The sequence below is a fragment of the Geothrix sp. genome (assembly GCF_030219325.1).
Classification (GTDB): domain Bacteria; phylum Acidobacteriota; class Holophagae; order Holophagales; family Holophagaceae; genus Geothrix.
The window spans coordinates 879,048-900,760 of the sequence record NZ_CP126625.1 but is presented as its reverse complement, the minus strand read 5'-3'; the positions used below and the strand labels follow the sequence as shown (position 1 = coordinate 900,760).

At 61.1% G+C, this 21,713-nt stretch carries 14 protein-coding genes; 7 read left to right on the top strand and 7 right to left on the bottom strand.

Annotated elements, in window-relative coordinates:
• The first annotated feature begins 1 nt into the window (after position 1).
• Positions 2 to 1,450, top strand: coding sequence for an HAD-IG family 5'-nucleotidase (locus tag QOZ81_RS03970; RefSeq protein WP_291201304.1), 1,449 nt, complete (start codon positions 2 to 4; stop codon positions 1,448 to 1,450).
• 2 nt (positions 1,451 to 1,452) lie between these two features.
• Positions 1,453 to 1,911, top strand: a complete 459-nt coding sequence (locus QOZ81_RS03965; protein ID WP_291201307.1) for an acyl-CoA thioesterase — start codon at positions 1,453 to 1,455, stop codon at positions 1,909 to 1,911.
• A gap of 7 nt (positions 1,912 to 1,918) precedes the next feature.
• Here QOZ81_RS03965 and QOZ81_RS03960 read toward each other — a convergent pair whose 3' ends face one another.
• A complete protein-coding gene (locus QOZ81_RS03960; protein ID WP_300715348.1) occupies positions 1,919 to 3,331 on the bottom strand; it encodes a hypothetical protein in 1,413 nt (470 codons plus the stop codon).
• A gap of 88 nt (positions 3,332 to 3,419) precedes the next feature.
• Entirely contained in the window at positions 3,420 to 4,895 is a 1,476-nt protein-coding gene (locus QOZ81_RS03955; protein WP_291201311.1) for a hypothetical protein, read from the bottom strand.
• Between the two features lie 150 nt (positions 4,896 to 5,045).
• On the opposite strand from QOZ81_RS03955, the gene QOZ81_RS03950 reads away from it, so the two are divergent.
• Together QOZ81_RS03950 and QOZ81_RS03945 are read left to right on the top strand one after the other, a co-directional pair.
• Positions 5,046 to 6,335, top strand: coding sequence for a tetratricopeptide repeat protein (locus tag QOZ81_RS03950; RefSeq protein WP_291201313.1), 1,290 nt, complete (start codon positions 5,046 to 5,048; stop codon positions 6,333 to 6,335).
• A gap of 50 nt (positions 6,336 to 6,385) precedes the next feature.
• Positions 6,386 to 6,991, top strand: a complete 606-nt coding sequence (locus QOZ81_RS03945) for a hypothetical protein (protein WP_291201316.1) — start codon at positions 6,386 to 6,388, stop codon at positions 6,989 to 6,991.
• 10 nt (positions 6,992 to 7,001) lie between these two features.
• Here the strand turns inward: QOZ81_RS03945 and QOZ81_RS03940 are convergent, their stop codons facing one another.
• Positions 7,002 to 7,370 carry a TRCF domain-containing protein gene (locus QOZ81_RS03940; protein WP_291207557.1) on the bottom strand — a complete coding sequence of 123 codons (369 nt, stop codon included), beginning with the start codon at positions 7,368 to 7,370 and terminating at the stop codon, positions 7,002 to 7,004.
• A 925-nt stretch (positions 7,371 to 8,295) separates the two neighbouring features.
• A complete protein-coding gene (locus QOZ81_RS03935; protein ID WP_291201319.1) occupies positions 8,296 to 13,965 on the bottom strand; it encodes an RHS repeat domain-containing protein in 5,670 nt (1,889 codons plus the stop codon).
• A gap of 289 nt (positions 13,966 to 14,254) precedes the next feature.
• On the opposite strand from QOZ81_RS03935, the gene QOZ81_RS03930 reads away from it, so the two are divergent.
• Positions 14,255 to 14,719, top strand: coding sequence for a helix-turn-helix domain-containing protein (locus tag QOZ81_RS03930; RefSeq protein WP_291201322.1), 465 nt, complete (start codon positions 14,255 to 14,257; stop codon positions 14,717 to 14,719).
• A gap of 265 nt (positions 14,720 to 14,984) precedes the next feature.
• A complete protein-coding gene (locus QOZ81_RS03925; protein WP_291201325.1) occupies positions 14,985 to 15,707 on the top strand; it encodes a hypothetical protein in 723 nt (240 codons plus the stop codon).
• A 117-nt stretch (positions 15,708 to 15,824) separates the two neighbouring features.
• Here QOZ81_RS03925 and QOZ81_RS03920 read toward each other — a convergent pair whose 3' ends face one another.
• Together QOZ81_RS03920 and QOZ81_RS16740 are read right to left on the bottom strand one after the other, a co-directional pair.
• Positions 15,825 to 16,583: a DUF6602 domain-containing protein gene (locus tag QOZ81_RS03920; protein WP_291201328.1), complete on the bottom strand. Its 759-nt coding sequence runs from the start codon at positions 16,581 to 16,583 to the stop codon at positions 15,825 to 15,827.
• Between the two features lie 53 nt (positions 16,584 to 16,636).
• Entirely contained in the window at positions 16,637 to 16,801 is a 165-nt protein-coding gene (locus QOZ81_RS16740; protein ID WP_366082232.1) for a nucleotide-binding domain-containing protein, read from the bottom strand.
• Between the two features lie 315 nt (positions 16,802 to 17,116).
• On the opposite strand from QOZ81_RS16740, the gene QOZ81_RS03915 reads away from it, so the two are divergent.
• Complete coding sequence (locus QOZ81_RS03915; protein ID WP_291201330.1) at positions 17,117 to 18,157, top strand: tyrosine-type recombinase/integrase; 1,041 nt, start codon at positions 17,117 to 17,119, stop codon at positions 18,155 to 18,157.
• A 138-nt stretch (positions 18,158 to 18,295) separates the two neighbouring features.
• On the opposite strand, the gene mfd is transcribed toward QOZ81_RS03915, so the two are convergent.
• Positions 18,296 to 21,700, bottom strand: a complete 3,405-nt coding sequence (gene mfd / locus QOZ81_RS03910; RefSeq protein WP_291201333.1) for a transcription-repair coupling factor — start codon at positions 21,698 to 21,700, stop codon at positions 18,296 to 18,298.
• Positions 21,701 to 21,713 lie beyond the last annotated feature (13 nt).

Genomic DNA, 21,713 nt, shown 5'->3' with positions numbered 1-21,713 from the left:
CATGCCCAATCCCCCGCTCCCCGAAGTCCCTCCCGGCCGCGGCATCTTCTGCAACCGGACGCTGAACCTGCGCTCGGTGCGGGCCATCGGCTACGACATGGACTACACGCTGGTGGACTACCGGGTGGAGGCCTTCGAGCGCATGGTCTACGCCCAGGCCAGAGCCCGGCTGGCCTCCGAGGGCTGGCCCATGGAGGGCCTCGATTTCGATGGGTCCATGGTGACCCGCGGCCTCGTGATCGATACGGAGCTGGGCAACCTGGTGAAGGCGAACCGCTTCGGCTTCGTGAAGCGGGCCATGCACGGCACCCGCATGCTGGAGTTCGCCGAGCAGCGCGATGCCTATGCCCAGACCCTGGTGGACCTCTCCGAGCCCCGCTGGGTCTTCCTCAACACCCTCTTCTCGCTGTCCGAGGGCTGCCTCTACGCCCAGGCCGTGGACCTGCTGGACCGGGGCGCCCTGCCCCGCCCCTTCGAATACGCCAGCCTCTACCGCCATGTGCGCTCCGGCGTGGATGCCCAGCACATGGAGGGCCACCTGAAGGCCGAGATCGCCGCGGCCCCGGAGCGCTACGTGGTCCAGGATCCCGAGGCAGCCCTGGCCCTGCTGGACCAGAAGGCCGCGGGCAAGAAGCTGCTGCTCATCACCAACTCCGAGTGGAGCTTCACTTCCAAGATGATGAGCCACGCCTACGACCGCCACCTGCCGGAGGGCATGACCTGGCGGCAGCTGTTCGACGTGGTCATCGTCGCCGCCCGCAAGCCGGCCTTCTTCGTGGAGCAGGGCCCCTTCTTCGAGGTGGTCGACGAAGCCGGCCTGCTGCGGCCCCTGGTGGGGCCTCTGAAGGTCGGCGGCATCTACCTGGGTGGCTCGGCGCCGCAGGTGGAGCGGGACCTGGGCATCGCCGGGGACGAGATCCTCTACGTGGGCGACCACATGTTCGGCGATGTCCACGTGAGCAAGCGCACCCTGAGCTGGCGCACGGCGCTGGTGCTGCGCGAGCTGGAGGCCGAGGTGGCGGCCCTGGAGGGCTACCGCCCCACCGAGCTGCGCCTCATGGCCCTGATGCGGGGGAAGGAAACCCTGGAGGCCCGGCTCTCCCAGGCCCGTCTGGCCCTGCAACGCCTGCATGCGGGCTACGGCCCCGCCGCCCAGGGCGATGCGGCCACCGCAGAGGCCCGCGTCCATGACCTCCGCGGCCAGCTCCTGGCCCTCGACGCCGAGATCGGCCCCCTGGCCAAGGCCGGCGGCGAGCTGACCAACGCCCGCTGGGGCCTGCTCACCCGAGCCGGCAACGACAAGAGCCACCTCACGCGCCAGATCGAGCGCTACGCCGACATCTACACCAGCCGCGTCTCGAACTTCCTCCACGCCACGCCCTACGCCTACTTCCGCTCGCCGCGGGGCAGCCTGCCGCACGATCCCGTGGGCCCGGCGGCGGGAGCCTGACCATGGGCAGCCGCGGCCTCTTCGCCCACACCTTCACCGTCCCCGATTCCGCCATCGACGTGAACGGGCACGCCAACAACCTGGAGTACCTGCGCTGGATGCAGGAGGTGGCCACGGCCCACTCGGATGCCTGCGGCTGGACGCTGGACCGCTACCAGGCGACCCGGACCACCTGGGTGATCCGCTCCCACGCCATCGACTACCTGCGGCCGGCCTTCGCAGGCGAGAGGCTCAAGCTGCTCACCTGGATCGGCGGCTTCGAAGACCAGGAGTCCCCGCGCCACTACCTGTTCTGGCGGGAGCGGGACCGCAAGGTGCTGGCCCGCGCCAGGACCGTCTGGGTGTTCATCGATACGGAGGCGGGCAGGCCCCGGAGCATCCCGGAGGCCTTCCGCGAGGCCTTCGAGGTGGTGCCCGACGAGCAGGAGGCCCTGCGGGCCCTGCGCACGGGCGAAATCTGATCCGCGCTCACTTCGCCACGTAGACCGTCGCCCCGTAGTGCTCCTGGTCCCAGGGCGCCGTGCTGTTCCAGCGGCCGTAGGCGTGGCTGTCGTCGGTGCGGTAGCGCAGGGTGTAGGCGCCCTTCGGCAGGTTGATGAACTCGTCGCTCACCCGGTTCTTGCCCGCCCCGCCGGCGTGCTGGGTCCGGCCCCGGTCCATGACCCATACGCGCTTGCCCGCGCCGTCCTCGATCCAGGCGAAGTCGGCCATTTCGTCGCCGCTGCCCTCGCCGATGGCGTAGACGCGCACGGACTGGGCCGAAGCCAGGCTGAAGGCGACGGATCGGTCCTGGTCGTTGCCTACGCGCACGGCTTCGGCCAGCACGGTCCAGGCCAGGGGCTTGGTGGCCGTGAAGGCCGCCAGGTCCTTGTCCGCGGGGATGGCCAGGGTCAGGCCATAGGTGCCGGGATCAGCGGGAGGCGCGGCGTTCCAATCCGCGGGCGAGTGGGAATCATCGGTGATGAAGGTGGCCTCGTAGTCACCGGCCGGCAGCTGGATGGTTTCCACCTGGCGCCGGTTCTTCATGGCGCCGCCGGCGTACCGGGACTTGTCCATGCTCATCTCCCAGACCCGGGTGCGGGTGCGGGCATCGGTGATCCAGCCGTAGTCGTGCATCAGCCGCCCGCTGCCCTCGCCCTGCGCGTAGACGTGCAGGCTCACGGGCCGGGCCAGGTGGAAGGACTGGGTCCAGTGGCCATCGTCGGTGGTGGCCGCCAGGGACACCACGATGTTCCGCCAGCGCAGGGGGGCCTCGAAGAGGTTCACTTCCTTCGGGTCGCCGGAGGGCAGGTAGATCTCCATGCCGTAGTTCCCCACCTGCTCCCGCCAGTGCCGGACCAGGCTGGCGTCATCGGCCCCGATGGCCTGCAGGAAGCGGTGGTGGTGACTGTCTTCCTGGACGGCCAGGGAGCGGCGGTCGATGTTGCGGAACCACTGGGCGAAGAGGAGGCCCTGGCCGAACCCGTGGTTGCTGAAGTAGGCCTCGTAGCTGCCCGCCGGCAGGTCCAGATACTGGTCGGCGACCCGGTACTCCCAGTTGCGCTTGGTGTTCACGCCGTCCATCTGCCACACCACTTCCCGGGTGACGGCGTTCAGGATCCAGCCGTGGGCGAAGAAGGGGTGCTCCCGGGCGATGCGGGTGGGGAAGCGCAGCCCCGCGCCCTTGGCATAGACGTGGACCTTCATGGCCCGGGGCAGGGTGAAGCCCTGCGAGCGCACCTCGGCGGCCTCCAGTCCGTGCAGGGCCACGATGCGCGGCTCGGGGCGGGACTCGGCGCCGTGCAGCGCGGCCGGCGCGAAGGCCGTCATCAGCGCGAACAGGGCCACGGCCTGGATCACGCGGATCAGGACGGCGGCTTCGGAGAACAGGAAGGAGAACATGGGCACTCCAGGACTGGCTCCAAATTAGTCCTCCGGAGGGCCCCCAAGCAGGGGGATCGGCGAATGGAGGGCTCCCACCGGCGAACGGCTACCACTGCTCCAGGAACGCCTGGGCTTCCGCCCAGGCCGGGGGCGACAGGTGGGCAAACCGCATGAGCCGGTCGTTGAATTCATAGTGCAGCTCGCGGTTCTCCTCCAGCAGCAGCTCCAGCTGCTCCCGGTGGATGGCCTCGTCCGCCAGGAAGCGCCAGAAGATGGCCTCGGCCACCTCCTTCAGGCCCCCGGCCCGGGCCTCCCAGTGGGTGCGGAGGATGGTGCGCCACCCCACCTTCTTCATGGCGCTGTCCGGGGCGATGGCCTCCTGCCAGACCGGGCCCGCCCAGGCCTGGACCAGTTCCACCGCCCGTTCCTCGTCCTGGCGGGCGAGGCTGAGCACCAGCTCGCCCAGGTCGTAGACCACCGTCTCGAACGCGAAGGCGATGCCCTGCCGGGCCGCGAGGCGGGCGTAGTGCAGGAGGTGGCGGGCGGCGTCATGCATCCGGTCGGGGCTGGCGTGGAAGGCCTCGATGAGCAGGCGGTAGTGGTAGGAGAGGTTCTGGAAGCGCCGCAGGTCCTTCTCCTCCAGGGCCTCCCGCAGCAGGGTGTTGAAGGTCATGACGTGCAGCTCGATGACGGGTTCGGCCCCGACGGCGCAGGCCAGGCGGGCCGTGTCCACCAGCTGCGCGGCCAGCTCCGAGAGCAGCTCGTGCTGGCGGCGGGTCGCCACCTCCGCGACCTTCAGCGTCTGCGCCAGGACATAGGCCTCGGGCCAGACCCGTTCGCGAGTGAGGTAGTCCTGCCCCTCCTTGGCCAGGCCCGGCACGAACCAGGGCCGCGAGCCCCGCCAGGCGGACAACTCCGGCCCGGCGCACTGGATGATGCCCGTCAGCAGCGCGTGCAGGCTCTTCAGGGCCAGCATCACCAGCTGCCGGTCTCCGCGGGCCATGCCCGTGAGCGCCACGTTGGTCACCACGTCGATGGTCTCGAAGAGCTCGTCCTTGTTGGCTTCGAGGCGGCGGCCCCGGGACAGCTCCTGGAGGCTGCGCAGCCCCTTCCGGGTGAGCATGGGCATGAAGTAGCTGGGGCGGAGGAAGCGGCTGATGCCGAAGAGATAGGGGAGGACGCCTGCGAGCACCACCAGGTAGACGAAGGCGATGACCCAGATGCCGAACCGGACGAAGGGGTGCCCCGGCGGGAAGAAATGCAGGGACATCAGCAGCAGGTTGCTGAAGACGAGGACCGACAGCCCGCCCACGATCAGCGGGTGCGCCACGTAGAGCTTCACCAGCCGTGGCGTGTAGAGATTCGCCGTGAGGGGCAGGATGAGCGCGATGCTCGTCATGGTCACGGACATGATGGCGTTCAGGGTCCGGCTCGCGGTGGCGATCCCCGCGGGCTCGAAGTCCCGGATGCTGCCGAAGTGGGTCGTCACCAGACCCAGCACCGCCGCCGCCAGAAAACATCCGGCGGCCACCATCGTCGGACGGTGGCCACTCCAGAGGCTGGTGCTCCGTACCTGGGCCATGCCAGCCTTTCGGCGGATAGCCGGAAACGGCTGAATCCCCACCTCCTTGCCCCTGCCTCCGGGCTCTGGGATGCTGGAGGACCCCAACGACCCCGCGCCTTTTTCCACCTCCCCGCCCCTGCCGACGAGGCCGCCCCGTCCGGAGCCCCCATGAACCGCCTGGTCCCTTCCCTGCTGGTGCTGCTGAGCGCGCCCCTCTCCGCCGGCGCCCCACCGTCCACAGCCCCCCAGAAGAAGGCCGAGGCCCCGGTCCCCGAAGCGGCCAAGGCCTACGATGCGGCCTATGCCGAGCTGCAGAAGAAGGCCTACGCGGAGGCCCTGCCCCTCTACGAGAAAGCCCTGGCCCTGGCGCCGGCCCGCGCCGAGGTCTGGAACGAGTACGCCATCTGCCTGCGGAATCTGCGGCGGCTTCCCGCGGCCGCCCGGGCCGGCTGGCGGGCCATCCAGCTGGATGGCGGCAAGACCATGCAGCCCTGGAACGCCCAGGCCAACACCTTCATCGAGGCCCGGGAGTGGAAAGCCGCAGAGCATTGTCTTGAAAAGGTGGAGGCCCTCCGCGGGGACGCGCCCTTCGTGGCCAGGGCCTGGCTGAACCTGGCCTTCCGCATGATGGTGGCGGGCGAATCCGCAGGCATCGTGGATCATTGCCGCCGGGCCATCAGGCTGGACCCGGGCAGTTCATTGGCCTGGATCGACCTGGGCCAGGCACTGGCCTGCACGGGTGGCGATCCCAAGGACATGGCCGCCGCCTTCGACAAGGGACATGCCCTCGCCGAGTCGCAGAAGGACGTGCAGCGGGCGGACTACGCCCGGCAACTCCACACCAAGGCGAAGGCGGGCGAATCCATCCGGCCTCCGGCGGATCCAGGCCAGGCCTGGCAGCTCCTCCCCGAGGCCCTGCGCACCCTGCCCACGGAGGACGCCAGCCGCCTGCCCCTGCCCGCCGTGGTGGAGCACCGCTACACCCTCCCCGAGGACGGCGTCCTCGCCCTGTCCCTGCCCGAGACCTGGACCGAGGCCTTCGACCGCGCCCGGCCCGAGCACCTGTTCGCCGCGCGCTATGGCGTGGTGGACCAGGCGGGTTTCAAGGCCTTCCTCTTCCCCATCAAGGGCATCGGCAATCCCCTGGGCGCGTGGTCCAGCGCCGAGCAGACCGTGAAGCGCCTCAAGGACAGCTCCGCCGAGACCGACCTCAAGCCCCAGCCGCTGGCATCCACCACGGTCCAGGGCTGGTGGATCCTCTCCACCGACAAGAAAGTCGTGGACAGGGAGCCCGCCAAGGGCGAGTACCGGCACCTGCTCACCGTGCTCTTCGACGCGAAGAACCTCCAATGCGTCGGCACCGTGCTGACGAACTCCAAGGCACCCGAGGTCGTGGATCCCTGCCTCGCGGCATTCGGGTCGGCCAGGAAGATTGAGCGTGCGGTGATGAAGAAGTAGATGGATCTGCCTTCCCATAAAAGCTGCTGCTCGTAGCGAAAGGGTTCAACATGCCCGATCCCCGAAAGATCAGCCGCAGCCTGTGCATGGGCCTGTTCCTCTGCCTGATGCCGCGACAGCTCAGTGCGCAGGGCCTCGTGTACCAATTCAACCTGGGCTGGGGGGAGGCCACTTCCAGCTGGGACACGCCCAAGCGGCATCCACATGAGTTTCGCGAGTGGTTTCCCATTCTGCTCAACGCGGAGATCGGCGTGACCTACAAGCTCGGCCCGGAGCGAAGGGCCAGGGCCCTCCTCAGCAGCATCACGGGGACCATCAGCAACCAGCAGGTCGCCGCCGACTACCAATGGGTGCTGCGTCACCGCGGGGACCGTGAACTCTATGTCCTGGCCGGTCCCTCCCTGAACACCATCTCAGGGGCATACACCTTCCACAGTGGGTACGAACCGCCTGATGGCCAGGGGGACTACCGGTATGTCGATCAGCGCTGGCGCCCCGGCGCGAAGGTCGGAGTCGGCTTCCAATGGAGCCGGCACTGGGCCGTGGAACTCGATGTCCACCTCATCCGCATGGCGACCTCCGGTTTCCAATCCGTACCGGATGCCAACACAGGCTTCGCCACCGTGATGGTGTCCTTCCGCCTGCCCACGCATTGAAAGCTGATCTCTACAGCCCCGCCCACTCCACCAGCACCCGCTGGGCTTGGAGGATGGGGCCGTCGGCGGTGCCCTGCACGGGCAGCCGCACGGCGCCGTCGGGGCTGAGGCTGGCGCCCTTGGTGCGGCCCACCCAGGCCATGAGCTTCGCCGGATCCAGGGGCGTTTGGGGGCTGAGGCGAAACTTCAGCTGGCCCTTGTCCAGGGCCACTTCGGAGACGGCCAGGTGCTGGGCCCGCAGCTTCACCTTGAGCAGCTCGAAGAAGCGCAGGGTCTCGGGATCGTCCTCGGAAATGCGACCGAAGCGGTCCTCCAGGTCCATGCGGTAGAGCTCCAGGTCCTTCTCCTCGCGGAGGCGCGAGATGCGCTTGTAGGCCAGAAGCCAAACCGGCTTCGAACCGCCCTTGAATTAAATAGTTCCAATGCCTCCTTTTGGCCCGGGACAGTCTCGGTTACAGGCGCAACCTCTAGGCCAAACCTTGATTCGGAACCCTACCAATGACCGGCATTTCCTAGCTTGAGCAAATTCCAGAGAACTCATCAGGGTTCCTACTCGGAGGCAAAGACATACGCCGGGGAGAGTCGGGCTAACCGAGCCTTTGGGCAACGACGCGCAAGGTCACGCCGAAGTCGCTTCGTCCTGCCTCACATGCGCACGCAAGCACACGCTGATGCACCAGCCGCAGCCTTTCCTGGGGGAACGCACGCAGGAGCGTGACCACGAAAAAGCCCCGGAGGTTCGGGGCTCGTGGTGATTGCATGTTGGGAAGCATCCCATCAGGTCCATACTTCCGATTCATGCTTCCACCTTTTGCCATCGGGGAAAGTCTTTGTCGTATCCGGATCTCCCATTGCGGGTGGACACGTGGAGCCAGCAGCTATCGAATCTGTTTGCGCCTTAGGAGAATTGGAACTAATCGGGCTTTGTCAGATTAGGAATAGCATTTTTGTACCATGAAAAGCCATTCTCATATACAAAATCGACGCCTCTGTATCTCAAAATCTGCTGCTTCCCTATTTCATGAAAACTGATTTCAGTAGCTGCGAGCTTCCGAACTCCGGTCGAATTGGAATGCTGCCAATATGCTGTAGATTCAATTTCAGATTTCGCGCTAACTATTCTAATTATATAAGTGTTATCGCTCCCCTTAAACAATGAGACACCCACATTATCGCAATCGCAAATTTCATTTAGTGTGGCGCGAAAGGATGCCATCCATATTTTCAACGATGCCTTACTGGATTCCGCCACAGTCTCTCCATGTAAATAACACCCTGCAATTATACTCCCAGATATCGCGACCCTACTTAGCATTACCCACCTCCGAAGCAACCTTTGCACCTGCGCAACGAGCATCTATCTCTATAGGGTTATCCCAATATCGCTTTAATGCTTGATTTCTAGATCTTGGAGACAAATTCGTATTCGAAGCTGCGGCACCATCCCGGGCAGCTTCATTTCTAAAGCGACTGTAGTCTGAGCTGCTGGTCATGGTTGAATTACGTAACCCACCTCCCGAATCACGTAAATCAACTGTGCGGCTCTCCGAAGAGACCGCAAGGGCGTCTGCCTCCGCATGGCGGTATTCATGCCCGAGTGCATTTGACAGAACTGCATCATTAACCAGTCCATCAGTCATTACATTTGCTATGTTAACTGTCATCGTCCAAGCATTATTGTCATAATTAGCAATTACATTTGATTTTGGATCATTGATTACAATGAGATTTAGATCCCCATCTGGTTTCGTTCCTAAGTAATTTCTTGCGTTGGATAATGTTGAAGATTTTTTTGTATATTCTGTCAATTTATCTGAAATCAATTTTGTTTGCGCCGGAGTTGCTGGAGGTGGTTCTCCTGCAGCAATATACGGTCGATCATTTGGACCAACCGCACCACTGTTGACATTTTTCTCCTTTTTCTCTTCCTCCATCCCAGTGGGGTCCGTGCTCATAACAGGGTTGTTCCTCACATAGCTGTATATGTTCCAGCTCTGACCGTTATCAAAATGCTGATCTCGTGCAGGATCGGGGCTGGCAAAGCGCCCAAACCAAGGCACGTAGAACCGAGCCTGCATGTAAACCAGCCCGCTTGTGTCAGTTTGTTCGTGATTTGTGTACCCCTTAGCCGTTCTGAACGCCCCTGACTGCTCGAGGAGTTCTCCAAATGGCAGGTACTTCTGTTTGGTCTCAACGGCCCCGGTAGGTCCAGTAATCACCCTTGGGCTGCCGAGATGGTCCACTTGGGTGACATGCATGCCAGCGGCATCGATCTCGGCGGCCTCCCTAGTGCCCAAGTAGAGAATATCGCGCTTCCAAGTGAGCACCCCGGCAGGTGCTTTCTCGTACTGCGCCACGAGCTGTCGAGAATCGTTGTAGATATTTACTCGGGTCTTCTGCAGGGTGGAAGCGTTGTACTCCTCCACCACCGTCCGTAAGCCCTCAGCGGTGTATTTGTACTTCTCTGTGAGCCCTGTTTTGCTACTGGAAACAGTTAGCACCCTTCCGAGCGCGTCATAGGTCATGGTGAGCAGCACTGGGTTGACACTGGTTGGCTTTTCATAGAGCGTGAGCAAATTCCCCTGAAGATCGTAGGTTGCGCCGGTTGGAACACCTGTGGATGTTACATTGGGAAGGCGGTTCTGCATCAAGGCTGTACTGCCCTGGCTAAATGTCGCATTGACCACCTGAGTCCCCTGGGCACTCAATAGGCCAGAGCTTGTCACGTATGCAGTAGATGCTCCCTTTACGCCCTGCCATGAAGTGACCCGGCGAATGTTGCTGGAGATCCGATTGCCAAACGCGTCGTAATCAAATTCCTGCAGCTGCTCCCCGTAACTGGAGGACTGCACCACTGCCGAGATCAAGCGATTAAGTTCGTCATACCCAAACTGGTCAAAAGCGTATGATCCGGCCCCGTCTGGGCGTGTCTTATCAAATTCTGTCACCATGTTCCCGACATCGTCGTACTTGAATCCCCAGTGCGCCTGAAGCACGGCCTGACCATCGAGGTGCTTCATCTCCTTCAATCTTGCCTGATCAGGATCGTAGTCAAAGTTGCTTGCAGCTCCATTTCCATAAGCAATGGACTTCAAGGCCCAACTTACCGAGTCGTAGTAAACCCATGGCGTGCTGGCCACATTCCCTGTCCCATAGGTCAGAATATTGGGCAAACCCGTTAGTGAATGGTAGGTCTGTGTCCATGCCCCATGACTGGTGTTGCCTCCTGTTCTATTTCCGGATGTGTCATGGATGTAGGTCTGGGTAAATGTTTGATTCGCGCCTTGAACCAGAGTTGTGGTGGATAGGCTACTCAGCCTATTTCCCTGACCACTATAGTTATATTCGGTCGTCACGGCGCCGTCTGTGCTACTTGCTAATCGACCCTTCCCACCTGTAGCCGTGTCGTAGACGAAAGCCTGCGTCACACTGCCATCGTCAGCAGCTACGTTCAGAGGACGACCCATCCAGTCAGGTGACATTCTGACGACGCGCCCGGCGTAGCTTGTTACCGTAGGCTTACCTGCAACCGTGAATCCACTGTAGGAGGTGATTCCGCTTTCTGGTTGTTCCAAGCTCTCCAGCCAGCCGAGGCGATTGTAGGCCCAGGTTCGAGTTTGGGTTCGGTTGGCCTCGTCATACTGCCGGACATCTTTGACCCGGCCTCCTGTGTCGTAACGGTACTCTGTGCGAAGGTTCACGACGGACTTGCTGGGGCTGTTCATCGGATCCACGTACCGTGTTACGGGAGTGATCATCCGCACAAATCGACCAACGCTGTCGCTTTCAAACCACTTCACCTGAGTAGTCCCAACGGTCACCCTCGTGATGGGTCCAATATAGGAGGCGACTCCCGGTGGCAAGTTTCCAGGGCCGAAATAGTCGGTGGTGGTCTGAATACCATTGGCATCCTGGGTCCAAATGGCGCGGCCCCGGCCGTCGTATTTGGTCGCCGCGCCGAGGTATAGTGCCGCCGTGGTGACTGTGGTGGTGCTGGCGGGTATGGTCTGCCATGTGAGACAAACTGCGTTCCCTGCATCGTCAAGACCCCATTTCTTGCAGGTGGTTCGTTCTGGGACGACTGTTGTTGAGGTGTTGGAACGCGTGAGGGCCGCATTGAGCCATTCCCCCTCGTGAGCAGCGCCATCCCCAAGAAGCCAGACTGTTTCGCCGGTTGGTCTGCCAACGCAATCGTAGCCATGAATACGATGAGATTTGGTCCCATCCTGGGCCGTTCGACGTTCGAGAATGAGCTGTCCAAAAGCGTTGTAACGGTATTCTAAAATCCGGAGGCCCTGGGTGACGGTTATCCCAAGATGGTCCGTATCGTTATAGACGATGCTGATCGGTTCATCTCCATCGGACGATGAAATCCCTGAAAGGCGCCCGCCCTGATCCCAGGTATAGGTCTTAATGGTGCCATTCAGATCTGTCTGAGTCTTGGGTCGGCCCAATTCATCGGATTCCTGGCTCACCGTTAGGGTTTTCGAGGCATCTGGTTTCTGGCTAATAGCATTTAGATAGCCATTGGCATCGTAGCTGTAGCTACTCACACCAAATTGTCCACTTAGGCCAAGCCCGGTAGAGTTGAGGAAGGCGCTCTGGATTTCGATTGCCGCGACCCCAGTAGTGCCGATGAAGGTGAAATCTGTTGTAACCGTTGGAGCACCCGAATTACTCACGGCTACTGAATCCACACGATTGACGTTCGGGTTAAAGGTTTTGGTAACCAATGGCTGGGCGTCCGGTAGGGTCCCCCCGCTGGCCAGGAACCCAGTGTTGTCTTCGACGGTGGTGGATTGTTCTGATTTTTCCCGGGAGATAATCCAATCAGCGATGTTTGGTTCAAAGGTCTTTTCGGTTTTTCGATAGACCCCCAGTGGTGCTGGATAGGGGGAGTAAGCCTGACCAGCCTGGGCTAGGCTGAGGTAATCCATTGCCAAATTGGGGTTGGCTACGATTGAAGTGGTTGTGTGGCTGGCCTTCCAACCAAAGGCAGCCTCATCCCACCCAGAACTCTCCTGAATGGTGAGGATCTGATTCTCTTTTTCCCAGGTGCGAGTTCGGGTGGGATAGGGAACTGACTGGTTGCCGAGACCGCCATTGGTAGACCCAGGCGTCCGAACATCAAATCGGTCCTTCACGACCCACTTGTAGGCAGAACTGGACGCGGGAGTGGTCACGGCGAGGTCAGACTGCCAATCAGCACCCGGTTGGTAGTAACGAACTTCTCGCTCCAGGGTCTTGATGAATGCTAGATTCTGCATCCCATCCGCACCAGTCAGGGCATTGATTGAGGGTGGTGAAACGAATCGGTGGACACTCACAGATCCATCAGGCTGTGTGACGGCATCATAGAAAGTGGTATCAGTCCATTGATCAGCAATAGTCTGTCCTACTGGCAGATTGTTCCAATTCGACATAGGAACAACTCGATGATGCGTGGTTTGGCGGGAAAGAGGCCCACCGGAATCAAGCGTCTGAATGACCCCATAGGCCACCGCTGGGCGGCCAGGCAGAGAACTTGAGGCAACACCACCCCACCCCTCTGGGTTGTAGTTGGCTCGATAACGATAGGGCTCCCAGGTTAGAGTGACATCTCGAGTTGGGAACGCGACACTCGATAGGACGGTTGGGCCCCTCGTAAGGGATAACCAGTTGTCCCAGGAAAAGGTGGGGCCCACTCCCCAGGTGAATCGGATTTCCTCAAGCGTTGCCTCCTTATAAATCCGAAGCGGCTGCATGGATTCGAGTGCTGCACCATAGCCCTGCCAATCCCAATCGATAATCCCATTCGGACTATTCGCCGCTGCGCTATCCGGTCCGCCGGGACCAAAGAGCGTCGGGGCAGTCCCAAGTGTCGGATCAGAAAAGTCCAGCAGGAAAGTCGATACCGGTTGGCTAATCCCTTGATAGGACACTCGAATACGAGTGGCACTAGCCAATGGAAAGTTGCTATTGTTCAAGCTGGGCTGACTCGAAACCGCCACCGACCCCACTGCTTGAACACGGATCTTCACAGAGGGATTTACACTCCAGGTCGCAGTGTAGCCACTTCCATCGGAATCGTAGCTAAAGTCAATCGACTCCCCAAGTTTGTTGCGAATCTTCGTGATGACGTAGTGGCCACTGTAGAGTTGTGTCTTTTCAGAAATGGTCAGGTATGGAATATGCCTGGTCATGTAGGTATGACGCACATAATGGAATTCGTAGGCCACTTCCCCATGAATGACCGCCACCCGCCGGGGGAAATCCCATTGATACAGGTTGGAGGTTGGATACTGCTGAATATCGTCTCGGACTTCATCGGTGAGAGCAGTTGATGGACCGTCCACCCGAAGGCCAACAATTAGACTGCTGTCCGATCCCATCTGGATGAACGCTGCTTTGCTAGGACGATCGGTCCTTCCCGGAAGGAAACCGACGGTGTCTGTAGCACTAAATCCAAATTTTCTCAGCAAAGTGTTGATATTAGTTGAGTCAATACCTGCTGGGACTTGCCCCAGCACTCGTCCACCACCACCATTGGGTAGGCTGTAAGTTGTTGGCTTTCGGTCAAAAGTACTCACCATGGTGCCTAGCGTTAGCGTTCCAGGAGAAAACGATGCCGATCCAAAGCTACGCTGGTACAACGTTTCGATTGTTGTGAGGCCCCAAATGGCGGCGTTCGAGAAGGCCGCCGGTACGACAATAATGTTTTCCTCAGCAGAACTGATGCCCATCTGGGGTCCAATCCGCATTGATAGAGTTGGCGTAAATTTCAAGCCTCTCTCACCGATCCCTGGGCCGAACGGAATGTTCATACTTGCGGCACCCGTTGCGGCATCGACCTCCAGACCTGCGTGAATCGTGGCCGGTCCTTTTGCTCGGTCGAATTTCACGTCTGAGAAGGAAGTCTGGTAGCTCTGAGCTTTCAGGCTGCCTCCCCCCAACGACAGGGCGATTAGCATCGATAGAAGAAATTGGCGCGACATAGAAGCCCCAGAGAGATTGGTGTCAAGGTGGAATCCAAATATAAATGACCTATGTGTTTTCTATTGTCAAGATTAAGCTGCAAAAATTTCCCCCTCTTGGAATTCGTAACCATCGAGCCAAATTCGGGGCTCCTCGTCTAACGATTCTTCTCGTACCGGATCTTGGAGGCACCGAGCTGAATAAAGTGATCTAATCAAAATTGGTCTGGCACACATAATTTGCAATTGACGAGATAGACCCACACGAAGTGATGGATTTTTCATTTCCCATGTTTGCAAAGGCGCCTAAATGCCCAACATCGCTTCAATCCTTAAATCCGAAATCATGCGACTCGCCCGCAAAGAAATCAAAAGCGAGATCGAGTCGCTGAAGAATGCCTCCGCCAAGCAGCGCACTGAGATCGCCGCTCTGAAGCGCCATGTCGAGCAGCTTGAACGCCAGTCAATGCGTAGCATCAAGGCCGCTGCGAGGGCCAAAGGCGAGGAGTTCCAGCCCTCCGAGGGGAAGCAACTTCGCTTCAGCCCAAAGCGGTTCGCCTCCATGCGGAAGAAGCTTGGCCTCTCAGCCGCAGACCTGGGACTTCTAATCGGGGTGGCTGCTCAGACCATCTACCACTGGGAGGCTGAGAAGACTCGCCCCCGAGCCAATCAACTGAAGGCGATTGCCGAGGTCCGGGGCATGGGTAAGCGTCAGATCAAGGCGCGTCTTGAGGCGTTGCAGGCCGGAATCCAGGAAACCACGTCTGAGGCCTGACTAGATCCCGCCCTTCGTAGGAGAATCACTCAGAGGAGGTCTCACTGGACCGGGGTCCGCCGGTCCAGTTGGTCATGATACCCAGAGCTACGAATGGTCCAGAGAGATCCGACCAGGACTGATGTCGTTGGTACTGGGTAATGCTGGGTCCGGTCAGTAAGCCGGGTAATCTGCAAGGCATTACCCATTACCGTCATTACCCAGGGATTAAATATTATTTAAAATATTGGAATTAGATTTCTAATGTTCTCAGGAAACCCTTGTAATGGGAACACAGATCCATGTGATCCAATCAGAGGCAGAGGCAGGAATGGATGAGACAACTGCTCTTTCCATGGGGGTGAAAAAACTCGATCTTGGGTCAGCTATCGTCACTTTCCTTGATGACAAAATTTTCTTTGCCCAGAAGGGATCTCAAGAACATATCTCTCTTCACTTCGGCCCTGTTACGAAACAAGTGGATGTACACCGTACTCGGAGAGTCAAGGGTGGGCATGAAGAACATGAGACCCTGTTCGCCATCTCACACAGCAAGCTCGGCCCGCTTACAGAATCCATCGTTGGTGAGATGTCACTTCTCCTAAGGTCTCTATTTCGTCCCCTTCGAATTGGGTGGATGGCCCGCAATCACATTGGTGCAGAGCCCGGGCTCTTTTTCGATAGGACGGCCATCGTTGACCTCACCAAGATAGAGAATGGGCGCCTCAAACTAGATGAGGCGAAGATTTTCGAACGACTTGGGAAGCTTGAGTACCTTGAAGGTCTTTTCGACCTACCCGATGGCCATGGATTCTCATTATTCAGCTATCAAAAGCATCTCCCGACTTCAATCGGTTTCGGATTTAAGATCGTGACACCTGGGGGTAAACACAAGCTCATTTGGTGCTCAAACAAGCGTTTTGCCCGTGAAATGCAGGACTTCTTCAAACGGATCACACCGAAAATCGAAGCAGCAAGGGAAGAGTCAGCATTGGGGCCGAACCGTTGATTTATACTCGATTCTAAATTTATTCTTCAAATTCTGGTGCTACGGATAATGGGTGATGTATTATGTGAAACTACATCGAGTCGTTCTCTCGATTTTAGATGACCTAGCAGCAGAACGTCAGAAATCGTTGCCCAAGAATGAGGCATATTTGTTCCAATCGACGGCAGGTACTGTACCGAGTGCCTGCAATCGCTGAATCAAGCGGAATATAAAAAATGCCAACGATCCTTGTGGTTCGCTAATTGTCAGATCTCCCGTAAATGTATCAAAAGCTCGATCCGAGACGGCCAATCCGCAGTTAAGAGTATGTGTATCGCCTAGTGCTGCCAGGTTCTCAGTAAAGGGCCTTCCGATTAGGCCATCAGTCCAATCTACTTTGGTAGAAACTATGCCTGCGATTATTGGGAATAGCTCCTTGGGTGAGTACACACCACCAGCATGCGGGATTGCAACGCTTGTTCGTTCGAGAATCCTGACCGAATGAGCCTTTGCGGCAGCATAATCAAGGTAGGGTTTGCTCAGTGTTGGTTTTACTTCAAGAACACAATAAACCGCTTCAGCTGGGATGAACCGGTGTGACTTTTGGTCAAGAAGTGTGGGTGTGTACTGATTATCAAAAATAACAATATCGATCTGCTCGCTTGTGGATCCATTTGAGTCAATCACTATGCCCTGGGAAACCTCATAGCGCATGGGCAAGTACTTGCGAAGCACATCAATGAAATGTTGTTCGTTGACATCCCCCATCACCCCACTGTGTGTGATGGATCTGCTTGATAAGTCGAGCTGAAGAGCAAGTACAGCCTGTTCAGCGGCAAACGCCTCCCTTAGGAATTTCTTCCCGTCTATTTTCGACGCAGCCTTTGCTTGGTTCATTTCTCTCATCTTTCTTATTTTGGGCAATTCCTCAAACTCTCACGCCCGAAGAACTACCCGATATTTACGATGTGCCTTGCGAGTGCAACGACTTCTCCATTTTTTACGATCTCACAATCCATGTAGTGGTAGCCACGGTAGACCGAAGCGAGGAGGCCGGTGCCGATGGCTCTTGGCGCCGGCCTCCTTTCCACGGGCTGACTGAATTTAAAATTCATCAAATTTCGGAAAATCTGGATCCTGGAAAACTTTTTCGACTTCCAGATTGATACTTCCTCTCTCGGTCCCGGCGGTGTCACCCGCTTGACCGACCAAACCGGGGCATCCCAAAGCCCGCCTCGCAACCTACTCGGGACACCCCCGCTGAATTTCCCACCATGCCAATCGTCCTCCTCCAAAATGCCGTCCTGGGCAACAGGAATGGTGATTCCGAGCCTTCAGGGCTCGGGGATGATTGTCCAACCATGGGGCCGTGGAACCCTCCGGTGTCCTCAACGGCAAACCAGGGGAAGGTGCGCCCAAGGAGGCGTCGCGTGGAGGACGGAAAGCTGCACTTCGTCCAGAACCTGGCGAAGCACCCGGAGAGCGGCGTCTACCTCTATCGATTCTCCTACCAGGGCCGGATCCACACGGGCTCCACTGGCTGCTACCGCGTCAACGAAGCCCGGGATTACGTCAACGCCATGAAGGGGCGTCTCGCCCTGGAAAGCGTCGGCATCAAACGCCCCAAGGTCATCACATTCCGGCAGTGCTTCGATGCCTGGATGCAGGAGCGGGCACCTCAACGGACCCGGAAATACACCCGAAGCCTCGAACTGATGGTCACGAAGCATGTCCTGCCCTACCTCGGGGGCCTCCAGCTCACCAAGATCGACGCTACGGCGATCAACACGGTGCTGAACCGCTACCTGGAGACACACGCCGCAACCGGCACAAACGGGCTCGCCCTCAACATCAGCGCCCTGATGGGATTCGGCCTGGAGAAGGGGTGGATCGACCGGAAGCCCCGCATCCAGATGGTGCCGGTGCAGAAGAAAGCCCGGCCTGTGTTGCCCGTGGACGATCTAGACCGCTTCCTAGAGGCCGTGGATGCTTACGGCCATCTCCAGGCGAGTTTTCTCGTCCGGGCCCAGCTCCTGATGGGCATGCGGAACCACGAGGCGAGATTGATGAAGTGGTCCGGCCTTCGACTCGACCAGAAGGTGTTCATCCCGGACAAGACGAAGAACGGTGACGCCCCGGTCATCCCGATCCCCGAGGCAATGATTCCGTGGTTCAAGCGGCTCATGCCGGGCCCAAACCCTATCGGCCTGATCTGCCCCGGGAAGGGCGGCAAACCTCGCTGCGGGCATCTGGCGACCCGTTACATCAAGCGGGCGGCCAAGACGCTCGGATTGCCTCCAAACCTAACTGATCACCGCCTCCGGGCGAGCTTCGCCAACATCCTCAACAAGCGGGGGGTGCCCCTGCCGACCATCCAGAAGCTCATGCGGCACTCAAAGGTGGAGACCACGATGATCTACATCGAGACCCGTGAGGAAGAGATGCGCGAGGCCATCAACCTCGTGAGCTAGGGCCAGTCCAAGGGGAGTTCCGAATCCCGCGGGGGAGCCGCCCGCCCGGGGAAGGTCAACGGAGGCTGGTCCCGAGACCTCTATGACAGATTCAGTTACAGGCTCACCTGCTGACACATCCGGGTCCGGGCCTGGCTCCTACAGCCCCGCCCACTCCACCAGCACCCGCTGGGCCTGGAGAATGGGGCCGTCGGCGGTGCCCTGCACGGGCAGGCGCACGGCACCGTCGGGGCTGAGGCTGGCGCCCTTGGTGCGGCCCACCCAGGCCATGAGCTTGGCGGGGTCCAGGGGCGTCTGGGGGCTGAGGCGGAACTTGAGCTGGCCCTTGTCCAGGGCCACTTCGGAGACGGCCAGGACCTGGGCCCGCAGCTTGACCTTGAGCAGCTCGAAGAAGCGCAGGGTCTCGGGATCGTCTTCGGAAATGCGGCCGAAGCGATCCTCCAGGTCCATGCGGTAGAGCTCCAGGTCCTTCTCCTCGCGCAGCCGGGAGATGCGCTTGTAGGCCACCAGGCGCTCGCTGGCCTGGTCGATCCAGCGCCGCCCCAGCTGGGCGCCGGGGGCCAGGTTGTCCAGCTTCACCTCGAAGGTGCCGCTGGGCTGGCCCTGCAGCTCCGAGAGCGTCTCCTCCAGCAGCTTCACGTAGAGCTCGAAGCCGATGTCGTGGATGTGGCCGCTCTGCTCGCCCCCCAGCAGGTTGCCCGCGCCGCGCAACTCGAGATCCATGGCCGCCACGCGGAAGCCCGAGCCCAGCTCGGAAAAATCTTCGAGGGCCTGCAGGCGCTTGCGGGCGTCCTCGCTGATCTCATGCTTGGGCGGGATCATCAGGTAGGCGTAGGCGGGCACGTCGCTGCGGCCCACGCGGCCCCGCAGCTGGTAGAGCTGGCTGAGGCCGAAGGCATCGGCGCGGTGGACGATGAGCGTGTTGGCGTTGGGCACGTCCAGGCCGTTCTCCACGATGGTGGTGGCCACCAGCACGTCGATGCGCCCCTCCATGAAGCCAAGCATCACCTGCTCCAGGCCCTCGTCCGTGAGCTGGCCGTGGCCCACGCCCACTCGGGCATCGGGCACCAGCTCGCGCACCCGCGCGGCGATGCTGACGATGGACTCCACGCGGTTGTGCACCAGGTACACCTGCCCTCCGCGCCGCAGCTCGAACTGGATGGCGGTCTGCACCAGCTCGTCGCTCCAGGGCGCCACCACGGTCTCGATGGCCAGCCTGTCTTTGGGCGGCGTCTCGATGAGGCTGATCTCGCGCAGGCCCGTGAGGCTCATGTGGAGCGTGCGGGGGATGGGCGTGGCGCTGAGGGCCAGCTGGTCCACGTTGAGGCGCAGCTTCTTCAGCTTCTCCTTGTGGCCCACGCCGAAGCGTTGCTCCTCGTCGATGACCACCAGGCCCAGGTCCGCGAACTTCACCTTGGCGCCCAGCATCTGGTGGGTGCCCACCACGATCTCGATCTTGCCGTCGCCCAGCTCCTGCAGGATGCGCTTCTGGTCGGTGGCATCCACGAAGCGGTTGAGCATCTCGATGCGGATGGGGAAGCCCGCGAAGCGCTCCCGGAAGGTGCGGAAGTGCTGGAAGCAGAGCACGGTGGTGGGACACAGCACGGCCACCTGCTTGCCCTCCAGGGCCACCTTGGCGGCGGCGCGCATGGCCACCTCGGTCTTGCCGAAGCCCACGTCACCCACCAGCAGGCGGTCCATGGGGCGCGGCGATTCCAGGTCCGCCTTCACCGCCTCGATGGCCTCGACCTGGTCCGGCGTGAGGGTGAAGGGAAAGCTCGTGTCGAAGGCCGCCATGTCGGGCCCGTCCGCCGGGTAGGCATGGCCCTTCTCCAGCTTGCGCTGGGCGTAGAGCTTCAGCAGCTCGTCGGCCATGTCGCGGATGGCCTTCTTGGCCCGGCGCTTGACCTTGGCCCAGGAGGCCCCACCCAGCTTGTCCAGGGGCGGCAGGTGGCCCTCGGCGCCGGTGTAGCGCTGCATGAGGTCGGCCCGCTCCAGGCTCACGTTGAGCTGGCCGCCATCGGCGTAGCGCAGCTGCAGCACCTCCTGCTCCTCGCCGCCCACGGTGAGGGTGGCAAAGCCCACGAACTCGCCGATGCCGTGGTCCAGGTGCACCACGCGGTCACCGGGCTTGAGGTCCCGCAGGTCCGACAGGAAGGCCGAGCTCCGCGATTTCTTCGGCGCCGCCTGGACGGCCTTGCGCCCGAAGACCTCGCGCTCGGTGAAGATCACCAGGCCGGGTTCTTTCAGGTGGAAGCCCGCGCTCAGGGACAGGTGCAGGGCGCGGCAGCCCACCTCGGTGCCGTAGGCCTGGGGCAGCTCGTGCTCGCGGATGAACTCCTGGAAGCGGTCCCGCATGCCCGGCGTGGAGCCTGCCAGGAACACGCGATGCCCCGTGAGGGCGAGATCCTGCAGGTGGTCCGCCAGGTCGGAGAGGCGGCCCTGGAACTCGCGCACGGGCTGGGCGGCCAGGGGCACCGTGGCCTCGCTCTGCCACTCGGTGAGCAGCAGGGTGGACCGGCTGGGATCCGTGGGCAGGAAACGATCCTCGAAGTCGGGACACACCACACCGCCCCGGCGCAGCATGGCCAGGCCATCTTCGATGCGGGTGCGCTCCGCCTCCCGCAGGGCCTCCTCCCAGGCTGGGTCAAGACGGACCCGCAGGCAGGGCGGCACCCAGTGGACCAGCTGGCCCTTCGCCTGCGCCAGCAGGGGATGGAACAGCTCCTCGCCCGGGAAGTGGCCGTGGGTGGCCAGGCGCGCGCGGCGGAAGGCCAGGTCGTCTCCGGGTTCCTGCGTGAGGCTGGCGCGGGAGGCCACGGCGGCCAGCAGGGCCTCGCCATCGCCCCGATCGCCCTCGAAGCGGGGGTAGAGCGTCAGGGTCTCCAGTGCCTCGCCGGTGCGGCGCTGGCTGTCCGGGTCGAAGGGGCTGAGCCGCTCCAGCTCGTCGCCGAAGGTCTCCAGGCGCAGGGGCTGGTCGAGGTGGTCGGGCCAGAGGTCCACCACCATGCCGCGGGAGCTGAATTCGCCCGGGGCCGAGGCCATCTCCGTGCGGCGGTAGCCCAAGGCGATCAGCGTCTCCAGCAGCAGCTCGCGGGGCACCTCGGCCCCCTTGCGCAGCTCCAGCTTCTGCTTCTGGAACCAGGTGGGATGGGGCAGCTTCTCGCAGGCGGTGAGCGGTCCCGTGACCAGTACCTGCACGCGGCGCTCCAGCAGGCCCACCAGGGTGGACAGGCGCTCCCGCAACACCATGCCGGGCGGGCTGCTCTCCCCGCCCGCGTAGCCCGCGAAGCCCGGGAAATGCGCCACGCCCGCCCCGGGCAGGAGGGCCTGCAGATCCTGCGCCAGGATGCGGGCCTCGGCCTCGCTGGGGGCATCCACCCACAGGGTCTGGGGCCTGCCCTCGCGGCCCACCCACCGCGCCAGCACCAGGGCCAGGGCCCCAGGGGACATCCAGCGGAGCCGCGCTCCCGGGGCCCCGAGGTCCCCGGCGGGTCCGGTCGACCTCAGTAGATCCCGCAGCTCGTGACCCGTATCATTCATAGATCCTTCCAGA